Annotated in this window: 5 protein-coding genes; 3 read left to right on the top strand and 2 right to left on the bottom strand. The window is 31.5% G+C overall.

The features are described from left to right. Positions 1-8,045 (bottom strand): Cna B-type domain-containing protein (locus tag QZZ11_RS02740; protein ID WP_292473378.1); only part of this gene is annotated, 8,045 nt, incomplete at its 3' end. Between the two features lie 892 nt (positions 8,046-8,937). Here QZZ11_RS02740 and QZZ11_RS02735 point away from each other — a divergent pair. The 3 genes from QZZ11_RS02735 to gatE all read left to right on the top strand — a co-directional run bounded on the left by QZZ11_RS02735 (position 8,938) and on the right by gatE (position 12,882). After that, on the top strand, positions 8,938-9,399 hold the full coding sequence (locus tag QZZ11_RS02735; protein ID WP_292473376.1) for a universal stress protein: 462 nt from the start codon (positions 8,938-8,940) through the stop codon (positions 9,397-9,399). Between the two features lie 258 nt (positions 9,400-9,657). After that, entirely contained in the window at positions 9,658-10,974 is a 1,317-nt protein-coding gene (gene gatD, locus QZZ11_RS02730; RefSeq protein ID WP_292473374.1) for a Glu-tRNA(Gln) amidotransferase subunit GatD, read from the top strand. A 12-nt stretch (positions 10,975-10,986) separates the two neighbouring features. Further along, positions 10,987-12,882, top strand: coding sequence for a Glu-tRNA(Gln) amidotransferase subunit GatE (gene gatE, locus QZZ11_RS02725; protein WP_292473372.1), 1,896 nt, complete (start codon positions 10,987-10,989; stop codon positions 12,880-12,882). Between the two features lie 62 nt (positions 12,883-12,944). On the opposite strand, the gene QZZ11_RS02720 is transcribed toward gatE, so the two are convergent. Continuing rightward, entirely contained in the window at positions 12,945-14,369 is a 1,425-nt protein-coding gene (locus QZZ11_RS02720; protein WP_292473370.1) for a Mur ligase family protein, read from the bottom strand. Positions 14,370-14,372 lie beyond the last annotated feature (3 nt).

Here is a 14,372-nt window from a genome sequence, read left to right as displayed (position 1 = left end):
CTTTCAGTAATGTTATAAACAATTTCCTTACCATTAGCAAATTTATCCAAAGCACTGAAAGTATACTCCCAATCATTGGACTCATCAAGAACAGCAGTATCAACCACTACACCATCAGCAAGCAATTCAACTGTCACACTACCAGGACGTTTACCATCATTATTGTTATTATCATCCCAATCTTTAACAACATTTACATTTGTAGTTTCAGGAATGTGAGTGTTAACAATAGATAATGTGTCTTCACTATAAGTTACTGTGTAACCATTTGCAATGTTCACTTCCTCAACACTGTAAACAATTTCTTTACCTGCATTATATTTAGGTAAGTCTGTGAATGTGTAATTCCATTTTCCACCAGTTGATTTAACAACTTTTACAGTATATTCCTGACCGTCAGCCTTAAGTTTAAGAGTAACCTCTTCAGGTCTGATACCATCCTGATTGTTACTGTCATTCCAAACTTTGTAAACTGTTACGTTCACAAGCTCTGGAACAAGAGTGTTTGTGATAATAAAGTTACCGTTACATTCTGTGATGTTTGTTATGTAATGTTCAACATTTACTTCTTTAATGGTGTAAACAATTGATTTACCATCCTTATTTACAGGTAAATCTTTGAAAGTGTCTTTCCAAGAATTACCTTCATTAAGAGTGGTTTCATCTACCTTTTCACCATCAGCCAGTAATTCAACAACAACATCCATTCTGGCATTGTCATTATCATTGTTATCATTCCAAACTTTTGTCACGTTAATTTCCTTGGTGTATACTTCATGGGTGTTGGTAATAGTATAACCTTCAATTGTTACGGTGTAACCATAAGGTACAACCTCTTCAATTGTGTAAACTATTTCTTTACCATTTGCATACTTAGGTAAATTACTGAATGTGTATGTCCAGTCATCAGTACTGTTGACTTGAACTGTTCCATTTTGAACGTTTACACCCTCGGCCTTAAGAATTATGGTAACATTAGTTCTTAAAGCGTCCTGATTATTGTTATCGTTCCATACTTTGTTGATTGTAATATCTACAAGTTCTGGAATGTGAGTGTTGGTAATGGTCCAATCATCGCTAATGTTTGTTATTACAGTTGTGTAGTTAGCAACTGTTAACTCTTTAATTGAGTAAACAATTTCCACACCAACTTCTCCTTCTTTATATACTGGCAAGTCTGCGAACTTATCAGTCCATTTATCACCAGTTAAAGTAAGATTGGCAACAACTTCGTCATCAGCAACTAAGAAGACTGTAATATTTTCAGGACGATCTTTAGCTGTATCAGCATCATCCCATACTTTAACAACATTTATTTCCTTAGTTAAGAATTCATGAATGTTGGTTATTGTTAATGTATCCTGATCATATTCAACATCATAACCATCAGGAACAACACTTTCCTCTACTGTATATTCAATTAATTTACCATTTGCATATTTTGGTAAATCAGTGAATGTGTAATTCCATTTTCCGTTAACTTCCTCAATAACTGCAACATACTCATTACCATCATTTGATTTCAATTTAATGGTAACTTTAGAAGGTCTCATATTATCCCTGTTATCAGCATCATCCCAAACCTTGTTAACTGTTTTGTTAACAACTTCAGGAACATGAGTGTTGATAACCTTGAATCTACCTTCACAGAAGACAATATCAGTAGTGTAATCCTCAACAGCATCCTCGGTAACATTATACACTATTAAAATTCCACCATCACGATACTTAGGAAGGTTTTCAAATGTGTAGTTCCAGTTTGTACTGTTAATTTGTACTTTATTGTCACTTACAACACCATCTATAACCAAAGTTATAGTTACATTGTTTGGACGAAGAGCATCATTGTTATCTGCATCATTCCAAACTTTACTTACATTTACTGAAGTATTTTCAGGAATGTGAGTGTTGTTTACTGTGAATTCTGTTGAAACATTTGTAACAACGCCAGAGTAACCAGGAATAGCAACTTCTATAATAGTATATTTGTACTCTTTACCTTCATCATGATATTTAGGTAAATTGTTGAATACAGCATACCAATTATTATTCTCGGATAATACTGTGGAATTGTATTCTTTACCATCACGTAATAACTGCACTGTTACGTTAGCAGGACGAACACCATCCTGGTTATTATTGTCATTCCAAACTTTAGTCACATTTACTGAAGTATTTTCAGGAATATGTGAGTTGATTACTTTGAAAATACCTTCACAGAATACAATAGTAGTTTCATAGTTCTCTACTTTTTCTTCTGTTACATTATATTTAATTAATGTACCATTGTCACGATATTTTGGTAAGTTTTCAAAAGTATACGTCCAATTAGTAGCATTAATCTGAACAGTCTGATCTGATTTTTTACCATCAATAACCAAAGTGATGTTTACACTGACAGGTCTTAAACCATCAGTATTGTTAACATCATTCCATACCTTAGTCACGTTAACAGTAGTTTTTTCAGGAACATGAGTGTTCTTTATAGTAAAGTTATTGGATTTGTTTGTAATGGTTTTAGTATAACCTTCAGGAACCGTTATCTCATCAACAGTATAATTGATTAAAACACCATTGCTGTATTTATCCAAGTTTTCAAATACATAAGTCCAATTATTACCACTATATAATGATATCGGTTCACCTTTTGTTACATTATTAGCATATAACTGAACTAATATAACATCAGGTCTTTTTCCATCAGTATTATTTTTATCATCCCATTTTTTTGTAACATTTAAACTTGTTACTAATGGAATGTGAGTATTGGTAATTGTATAATTGTTACCTGAATTTGAAACTTCTTGAGTATAATTTACAGGAACTTTCGTTTCATTAACAGTATAATTAATTAAATGGGCATTAGCATATTTTGGTAAATCTGTAAAATTACCCATCCAACCGTTAGATTCATTTAATACAATAGTATCATTTAAAATACCATCCTTAAATAAAGCAACTGTAACGTTTACTGGACGCATACCATCCTGATTATCAGTGTCATTCCATACTTTGGTTACATTTATAGTAACATTTTCAGGAATGTGAGTATTGATAATTTCTACTTCGTAATTAGGTTCTAGAGGAACAAAATAATATTCTAGACCAATTAGACTCTGCCAAGCACTGTGTAATAAAGGTTTGTATAAATAAAATTGATACATCCATTTTCCATTTTCTGTATAATTAACTACACCTTTATTTCCAATAGCATTACCATTTTGAACCATTTGGTAAACTTCATAAACTGCATCACCTTCTTTTTGATTAAGTTCTGCAGTCCCCCCAGGACCACTATAAGTACTACGATCCTCATAATGGGTGCCTACATACCTACCATCAGAATGAGTTCTGTTGCCCTCTAAAAATATATATATACTAGGATCATTAATATTAGCTGCCAAACCATTATCCATTAATGTGAAATTTTCACCATCTTTAGCATGATAGAACAGTAATGTACGAATATATGGTAGTACATCTTCATGAGTTCTTGGATTCATTATGGTTTCATTAGTCATTGCAATTTTTTTATATGGCATCCAAACTGGAGTATCACCATCAGAACCTATTTCATTGTTTGGATCTTGTGCTCCTCTCTGAATACAATATCCCCAAATACCGTCAGTCATTAGATATGGCAATACTCCCGGACCCATATATTCAACAAGTACTTCTGATTCCTTGATAGTAGTATTACTTTCAAGATATTCATCATTTCCTAGATAGTTAACTGTAACTTCAAAATCTTTACTTAATGACCATAGAATATCAACATAACCCTCGGATAATTCACCAGTAGCATTAACATTGCCCTCTTTATCAATAACCTCGATATTTCCAGATTTAACAAGATCATTTGTTAAATTTGTAACAAATATACGATATGTAATAGCATTAGTATCAAATGAAACAAGTTCCACACGTGCTTTTGTAGGTATTTTCTTATTTTCATCCACATTTGATATGTTATAAGAAACATTATAATGTTCTGGAACTATTTCTTCAATAGTGTAGTTCATTAATTTTCCATTTAAGTATTTTGGAAGACCTGTTACATTATAAGACCAATTTGTTTCATTGGTTAGAATGATTTCATCACCGTATTGTTCTCCATTAGCTAAAACTTTAATTGTGACATTTGATGGTCTGAAGCCTTCAATATCATCAGAATCGTTCCAGACTTTTTCAACGGATATACTTAACATTTCGGGTATGTGAGTATTTGTTATTGTAAAGTTATATGAATCTTCTTTTACACTGACAGCATATTCATTTGGAACTTCCAATTCTTCTACATTATATTGTATTAATGAAGAGTCTTTACCATATTTTTGTAATTTTGTTATGGTCTTGGTCCAGTTATTGTTTTTGTTTAAAACTATAACCTCATCATATCCTGTTTCTTCAGAATAAATGTGTACTTGAATACTTTTTGGTCTTAGACCATCTTTATCATCAGAATCATCCCAGACTTTTTTAACTGTCAAGTTGGTTAATTCATATGTGTTTACAATTTCGAAACTTGTTGAAAGATTATTTAAAGGATTAATTAATTCATGGACATATTTTTCTGAATTTTGTTCCCTTGTTGGCATTAAAGGATTAATTTCTTCACTATGATTTGTTATTTTAACTGTGTATTCACCAGGAATACCTGTTTCATTGATAGTGTAATTAATTACATTAATACATCCATATCTTCTCATGGTTAAATTGTAATTAATTTCATTACCTTCCTCATTATAATTGATTAAATCAGCGAAAGTACATTCAGGATTCTCTGTATTTAATAGTTCTCCCCTGAATTCATAACCGTCTTCTGTTAATGCTACTGTAACCCATTCTTCTTTTAAAGCTTCATTATTAAGTACTACCTTAATATTTTTAACTCCATCAGAAATAGTTACATTAGTTAGTACCAAAGTTGCATTTCCATTACTGGATCTGAAATTATAGTTTGTTATTTCAGCACCGGTTCTATAATTATACACAGGTAAGATTATGTTACCAGTCCAATCATTATCTTCGGATAAATAAAGATATGGTTGAAGATATTGTGATCCTTTTATTGGATAAACAATAACATGATCTGCTGTAGGTGTACCATCAACCCAGTTCAATTTAACTGTTACATTCCATGCCTCTGCAGTTGTAGTTGTAACTGTAAAGTCTGGTTCTTTAACTTCTTCATTATATATTTTATAAACTGGTAAATCTGTAAAATTATACTTCCAACCATTTGTTGAATTTAATGTAGCATTAGCGACAACAACATTATCAGCCAATAAGTCCACAGTTATATTCTCTGGCCTGGTATTATCAATATTGTCAAAATCTTTCCAGTCTTTGGTGACATTTATTTTAGTTAAAATATTGAAACCAATGGTATTTTGGTAATGATCTTCAATATTGTCAGTTTCAGTATAATAAATATAGAATTGATATGTTAAATAATCAGAACCATAGAATGAACCTGTGTTGTTTATTCCTTTACCAGATTTAACTAGATCCATAATTTCTCTAACAAATTCCATTCTGGTAGGTCCATCCGCCCTATAAGTTTCCATACTTTCAGGAGCATTTGGATCAGTATAATTGTAACCACCAGTAAATGCATATAATAACCACCTTATTTGTGGTTTTCCTCCACTTTGAGTAGTGAAGTTTTCTGTATCATTAAAGTGATAATATAATGCAGTTCTTAGATAAGGTAATATGTCCTCACCAGTTACTGGGTGAATAATCTTTTCATTCGTTAAAGTCAATCGTTTGAAACTTCCAGGTAATAATCCTTCTCCATATAAACCATTTGGTTGTGCTCGATTGCTTGGTTCTATACAGTAAGCCCAGGTAGTATCATTCATTAAAAATGGCAATGCATAAGAATCCCAATAATAATAAACATTATATTTATACCAGTAGGACAAAGTACTGTAATTTCCATCAGAAACTATAGAATCTTCACTTGTAATATATTTTAATCCAATATTATCCCATATTTTTGGTCTATTAGGATAAGTATTAGTGATTGTTATGTCTTTAATTAGTGGATTTAAATTATCCTTGTAAACAAGAAAATCATTAGATATTATGGAAGTTCTTAATGAATTATGCAATGGGCCAATATCCACAGTAGTAACATTAATAATTTGGTCATAAACATCAGGATCCGCTACTTCACCAATGGTATAATTAACCACGTGCATGATATCGTATCTGACTAATTCATAACTTGATGTTGAATCAGCTCTTAAAAATGCAAAGGTATAATTATCCCCTGAAGCATTGAACTCATTACACAAAGAACCATTTCGATACAATCCAAGATGCATGGTTTCATTTTCGGATTTATTATATACCTGTATTGTTATATTTTGACCGGTTTTATCTGTTGTAGTAACTGTGAAATAGTTTTGAGTTGCTGAATATATTTTACCAGCACTATTAGTCCTGATTGCACCATAGACAATTTCGTTTCCATTTGAATCATATTTTGGTAAATTTCTATAAAATACAGATTTAGAACTATAAGATAGAGTAAAAACCCCCATAATAGATTCACCATTCGCAGTGATATTATAATACCATGTTCCAGTACTTGTTCTTCTGATATTTAAATCAACAAGTTCAATAGGTTCTACAGTAATTCGACAATTACTTGAATTTAATGGATTTGGATTTTCATCTATAGCATATACTGGTAAATCTGTAAAGTTACCTTTCCAATCATTTGATTCATTTAGAGTAATATTTTTAATATTATTACCATCAGCATATAATTTTACGGTAACATTATCCGGTCTTTCACTAGTATGATTTGTATCATTCCATATTTTTTTAACATTAATGTTAGATAATATTTGGAATCCAATAGCATCAAAATGATGATATTCATTCAACTCTTCATCAGCCTTATATAAATAAAACTGATAAGTCAAGAAATCTGAATCCTTGTATTTACCAGAACTGCTCACGGCATTTCCAGATTGAACCTGATTAATGGTCCTGTTTACATAATCTCGGATAGTTCCATTATATACTGATTGAGTAGGAATAGAAGTGATATTTGTGTAATTGATTTTAGGATTTGAAAATTTACTGACAACTATTTGTAAATCATTGCTGTGTGAACCAATAACCCCAATATCAAAATTATTGTAGATTAATGTTCTAACATAAGGCAAGATATTTTCACCTGTTATTGGATGAATAATCTCATAATCATCAGTCAGTTTAATCCTTTTATATATTCCCACAGGTTTAGAAGAGTATTGATATGCCGGAGTAAGGTTTTGGTTTGCACCAGAGCCTTGGTTTTCACCAGCACCTAATGAAAATACCCATGTAGTATCATTCATCAACCATGGTTTCTGATATATAACTCTTTGATATTGCTCATCAAATACTATAACACTATATCTTTCATCAGAGTCTTCACCATCAGCTGTTTTGACATTTTGGTTAAGATTTTCTTTAACTATGGTTTTGTCTGTTTCTTGTAATTGATTATTTGACTTTGTATTAATGTCAATTCCATCATTTGAAGAAACTTCAGCATTATCCTTGAAGATAGGAGTCATATCTTCATTTAGGGACATACTGTTTGTGTCGCTAACAGATATTTTTTTAACATCTATTGTTTCTTGCAATAGTCCGGAATTTTCCAGGCCTGCAATGTTTAATGTTCTTCCACTAATTTCATTAACACTAATTTTTGCACCATGACTTTTATCATTAGCAATTGTTTGATTGTCTCCATTTGTTTTAGATGTGTTAACAAATGTGTCTATATTGGATTTGATGTTATTTTTTGTGTCATCTTTTGTGCTTGTCTTTTCTACGTTTGCCTCCGATTTGGTTAGAATCCTATCGGATTGTACCACTTTATCCACATCATAATTGTCGGGTGTGGATAAAACTTGATTGTCTTTTATTACTTGGACATCACTGCCTGCTTCGGATGCAGAAACCATTCCCGCACCCAAGAGTAGAACAAGAACTGTCATAAGAAATAAAAGACAATATTTCTTATTAAATTTCATGTTGACTCCTTAAAAAACATTGTTTTAATAAATAATTTTATCCTACTTCCGGTACAAAAGTAAAAGATAAAATATATAGTCAATTTATAGATATAACTAAATTTTTTATATAGGATATTGCCAAATACATTTTTTACTATTTGAAATATCCAAAAAAATTACATTAGAACTTATTTTTTAATAAATCCTTTAATAATTTTTAATTTGAAGTTATTTTATAGAATAAATTGCTATATATAATTATATTATTTTATTATACCATAAAATTAACTCATATAATTAATTATTTTAAAAACAAATTGATTATATTAAAGATTTATGAAAAATTTTTAAAAAATAGAAATCCTGATGAAAATTAGTTAATATGAAAAAAAATATTTGAAACATGTTCAATTTTTAATAAAAAAAAACTATTTTAAAATGATTAACAAGATAATTATTAATAAAAAAAATAATAATTTTATTAATTAAAAACAATTAATTAATATATTCAATATCAAAACAATATACTCAAGATAAATTAAAAATAAAATACTAACAATCAATTTTTTAAAGACAAAACATCATAATAAAATAACGCATTTACAAAGTAAATTACAATTAAAAATAATAAAATACAACCAACATAATTTTAGTTATTTTCTAATTACATGCCATTTTATTCCAGTTAAAATATTAAATAACCTACTTTATTAATAAAATCTTACATTTTTATGATATACATATACATGAAATATATACCTTATTTTATTTTTAAATACAAAAAAGAAAGACAAAACAAAAGAATCATACTCTAAATAAATATCGTCACTTAAACAATAATAATATTAAATGTTAGTAATATAATTTTAAATATCCATAAAAAAATGTAAAAGAAACTGGAGGTTAAATTATGTATAATAAAATATTATTACCTACCGATGGATCAAAAAATTCTGAAAGGGCTATTGCCCATGCATTAACAATAGCAGAATTTGAAGATGCTGAAATTGTGGTTCTAAATGTTGTTGATAGTGTTTACCTAACAGGACTTCCTGAAGAAGACTTGATTACCAAATCCGAAATGATTCTTGAAGAAGAAAGTAAAAAAGTTACTTCCAGAGTCGAATCAATCATTAAAGAAATTGAAGAAGAAAAAGGTTCTGAAGGTAAAGATATAAAAATTACTACAAAAACCATTGAAGGAAATGCTGCAGATGTTATTCTTAAAATATCTGAAAGCGACGACATCGACTTGATTGTTATTGCAAGTAGTGGTAAACACATGCTTGACAGATTCCTTTTAGGCAGTGTAACAGAAAAAACCGTCAGACATACCAAAGTACCTATTCTTGTTATTCCTAACGAGGAATAAATTCTCTTTTTTTATCTTTTTATAAATAATACCACTTCCATTAATTAAAATGATTCATATAGTTATAAGTTATAACTTAAAAAGTTATAATTAATGTAATTTTTAGTTATTAGTTAAAAGTTATAAGAAATAAGCAACGAATCATTAAGAAAAAATAAAAACTATGAAAGCAATATAATTATATATTGCTAATTATTGAAATAAAAAAGATAATTATCACGATTAACTTATACTAACTAAAAATTTGGAGGAAATACTTTGGCTTATGAAGGATATCTCAAAGAATTTCTGGAATTATCTGACATAGACGTTGGAGACACAGTACGAGTAACAAAACCAAACATTGAACATGAAGGAATGTTACTTGAAAAACCAGATTATACAAACAAAAATACAATAATAATCAAACTCAGTAGTGGATATAACATCGGAATTGATGTTAAAGACGCAAAAATTGAAAAAATAAAGGAAGGAAAAAAACCGAAAATCGAACTTGACCCTGTTGACAAACAAATAAGTGATGAAAAAGATAATCTTTCCATATTATCAACCGGTGGTACAGTAGCAAGTGTAATTGATTATAAAACTGGAGCAGTACATCCGGCATTTACTGCAGACGATTTATTAAGAGCAACACCCGAACTAGTGGACCATGCAAACATAACCGCTAAGGCAATATTCAACATACTTAGTGAAAACATGACCCCACAATACTGGAAAGAAACGGCAGAAGCAGTATATGATGAAATAAATGATGGTGCAGACGGAGTTATCATAGCACATGGAACCGATACCATGCATTACACTGCTTCAGCACTAAGCTTTATGATAGACACACCAGTACCTATAGTCTTAACGGGGGCACAACGTAGTTCTGACAGACCATCAAGTGACGCATTCACCAACCTTATGGCTTCCGTTGTATCAGCAAAATCAGATGTTGCAGAAGTAACTATCTGTATGCATTCATCAGAAGACGATCCAACTTGTGCACTTCACAGAGGAACAAGAGCACGTAAAATGCACACTTCACGTCGTGACACATTCACAAGCATAAACATGGATCCATTGGCAACTATTGAAAACAATACCCTGAAAATTAATGATGAAGAAGTAAGCTACACTAAAAGAGGCGACGTTGAATTATCATTAAACAATAATTTAGCAGATAAAGTTGCTCTTGTGAAAATGTATCCTGGTATGGATGCAGAATTGATTGACATATACACAGACAAGGGATATGATGGAATTGTACTCGAAGGAACCGGTCTTGGACATTGCAGCGATGAGGTAATTGACAGTGTTTCACGTGCTACCGGAGAAGGAATCCCTGTAGTAATGACATCCCAGTGCATATTCGGTAGAACAAACATGAACGTCTATAGTAGTGGACGTAGACTTCTAAACAGTAATGTTATACCAGTCAGTGATATGCTACCTGAAACTGCTTATACCAAACTGTTATGGGCTGCAGGCCAAAGCGATAATGTAGATGAAATTCGTAAGATTATGCAGACTAATCTTAAAGGAGAAATGGATACCACATTATCTCAAAACTACTTTATAAAAAACTAGGGGAAAGATAATATGTCCGAAGATAAATTTAATTATGAAGAATTAGGATTGATGATGGGTCTTGAAATTCACCAACAATTAGACAGCAAAACAAAACTATTCTGCAGATGTCCAAATTCCTTAACAGACAAAAAACCGGAACGTAGAATATATCGTAGACTTAGACCTACCCAAAGTGAACTTGGTGAAATAGACAGGGCAGCATACGAGGAATCACAAAGAAATCTGCAATTTGTTTATGAAGCATATAACCATCACACATGTCTTGTTGAAGCTGATGAAGAACCTCCTGCAAAACTTAACCAGGAAGCCGTTGATATTTCAATCATCCTTGCAAGTCTTATGAACATGACCGTTGTCGATGAATTCCACACAATGCGTAAACAGGTAATTGACGGAAGTAACACCAGCGGTTTCCAAAGGACAGGTATCCTTGCAACAGACGGTTATGTTGAAACAGAATTCGGTAACGTTACAATTGAAACTTTAGGTCTTGAAGAAGATGCTGCTAGACGTATTGGTGAAGAAGAAGGAAAAATAGTATTCCGACTTGACCGACTTGGTATTCCTCTGGCAGAAATTACAACTTCCCCTGATATGCATCACCCACAACAGGTTCAACAGGTAGCCTACCAGCTTGGTCAAATCTTAAGAAGTACCAAAGTTAAAAGGGGACTTGGAACCATTAGACAAGACCTTAACATATCCATTAGGGAAGGTGCAAGAATAGAAGTTAAAGGTGTACAGGACCTGGAACTTATGCCAACCATTGTGGAAAATGAAGTTCAAAGACAATTAAACCTTATTGACATAGCAAAAGAGCTTCAAAAACGTGATGCTAAAGTAGAAACATGCATCTATGATGTTACAGGATTACTTGAAAACACCAACTCCAAAGTCGTAAAAGGTATTCTTGAAGCAGATAACAGTGGAGTATTAGCTATTAAACTCAAACACTTTGCCGGTTTAATCGGTCGTGAAGTACAACCTGGAAAACGTTTAGGTACAGAGTTTTCCGAACATGGAAAGAAAATGGGAGTATCCGGATTATTCCATACCGACGAATTGCCAAATTACGGTATTACACAGGAAGAAGTTGACAGTATCAGAAATGATTTATTATTGGAAGATGATGACGCATTCATCCTTGTTGCAGGACCAAAAGACAAGGCACATAACGCATTGAATGAAGTTATTGAAAGGGCAAAGGATGCGATTATTGGAGTTCCTGAGGAAACTCGTCGTGCACAGGACAATGGAAATACCGAGTACATGAGACCGTTACCTACTGCAAGTAGAATGTATGTGGAAACAGACATTCCTACAGAAATCATAGACCCTGAAAGAGTAGCAAGAATTGCATCAAATCTTCCGGAGTTACCGGCAGTTAAAAAAGAACGTATCCAAAAAGAATATTCCCTTAGTGATGAACTGGCTGAACAGTTAGTACAACGTAACAATGCAGGCTTATTCGAAGAAATTAAAGCAGAACTACCGAATATGGATGCTACAAAGATTGCTTCAGATATTGTGTCAACAATAAGAGACTTGAAACGTGACGGTTATGATGTTAAAAAACTCAACAAGGACGTTTTGGTTGAAATATTTGCACTTGTAGATAATGACGTTATTCCTGCAGCAAAAACAGAAGTTATATTCAAGGATGCTTGTGAAGACATTAGTCCAATGGATTCTGTTAAAAAGAACAACCTGGAAAAACTATCAGAAGATACCGTTGCCCAGGGTATTAAAGAAATCGTTGAAGAAAATAAGTCAATGATAGAAGAACGTAAGATGGGTGCTATGGGTCCACTAATGGGTAAAGCTATGGCAAAATTCCAAGGAAAAGCTGACGGTAAAATAGTTAGTAAAATATTAACAAAAGAGATACAGAATATAATTAACTAAAATTATATTCCATACTAAACTCCTTTTATTTTATAAAAAAAAGTAATTGGTAAAAATACCATTTATAAATTCAATTGTCTGATTTTTTTCTTTAATTCATCCCAAAAGATTATTTCTTCACCACAACCTGAGATAATAATATAATTATATTCTGAATTTTTAATCAATTCCAATACTTTATTGATTCTTTTCTCAAAGTCAAATTCTACAGGACAATATTCCGAATTGAATTGATCCTTAATTTGATTATAATATTCCTCTGAAATTTCAGTTGAAACCCGTCCGGGCATTACAACAAGTTTATCAGGATTTAATCCCTTAATTGATAAACAGTGATCTTCAAATATTTCTTCCTCATTTACATCAGGCGTTGTATAAATAAATTCCAATTCATCATCAACATAATTCTTCATCAACAGGGAATTGACTTTTAGTGCATCCCCATTATCTCCCTGACCTACTCCGATAGTTTTTCCACCTATTTTAATAATTTCAAATCGTCCGGGAGGTATTACAAACTCATAGTTTTCAAAGAAATTAATTACATTATCTTTAATATTTTCTTTATCCGTGAATGCCGTGTATGTTGCTATTGTTGCCAAACAGTTGTATAAATTATGTATTCCCACAACAGGCAATTCCATTTCCAATGTGTACTGGATATTATTCTTTTTACGATAGTTATATGCATCCACATCAATTGTAATATAATATTTGTTATTCTCTTGTAGCAATCTTGTTAATTTGACATCAGGTTCCGGTCTTTTGAAACCACAACTGCAATGGTAAATTCCTCTTTGATTAAAATAATGATTGGTATATTCCAAATTATTATTACAGTTTGGACATAAAACATCTTCTTCTACAAAAATATCTTCATAATCCTCCAATTCCAATCCATAATAAATAACATGATTATCTTTTTCTTTATTTAATCCTATGAATGTTGTATTTGGATCATCCGCATTTGTAATCAATATTCCATCATGCATTGATTCGGACAATAAGGTTTTAGCTTTTACATAATCCTTAAATGGATTTTTTACTCCGGCAACCTGAGTATGTTCTCTTGAAATATTAGTATAAACAACACATATTGGTTGAATCTGATCACAAATCAGATCAGGTGTTCCGTGTGCAATATCCCTTATTCCATACTCAAACACACCCATTTGTCCTTTATCATGAAGTAAACCTGTTGCTAAAGCATAAATTGTGTTGTTTCCCACAGACGTGGCTAATTTATAATCATTAGACAATATTTTTATTATCATGGTGGTTGTGGTTGTCTTACCATTTGTCCCAGTGATTAATATAGAACCGTCATCTATCTGATGATTAGATAAATCACCCAATGCTTCTTTTCCTGCAATGTTTAAATAAACCAAACCGGGAAAACTTTTTCCTCCCGTAGGTAAAACCTTTAAAATAGGAAATGATAATTTACCTAATGTTTTAGCTACAAAAAACTTAAAATTATTAACCAATTG

The organism is Methanosphaera sp. (assembly GCF_016282985.1).
Taxonomy (GTDB): Archaea; Methanobacteriota; Methanobacteria; order Methanobacteriales; family Methanobacteriaceae; genus Methanosphaera.
Note: the sequence above shows the minus strand (reverse complement) of the source record. Positions and strands in the feature narration are given on the sequence as shown.

What these genes read in the sequence shown, in the direction of transcription:
- gatE (WP_292473372.1), top strand. Translation starts at nt 10,987, where the DNA reads ATGTCCGAAGATAAATTTAATTATGAAGAATTAGGATTGATGATGGGT.
- QZZ11_RS02735 (WP_292473376.1), top strand. Translation starts at nt 8,938, where the DNA reads ATGTATAATAAAATATTATTACCTACCGATGGATCAAAAAATTCTGAA.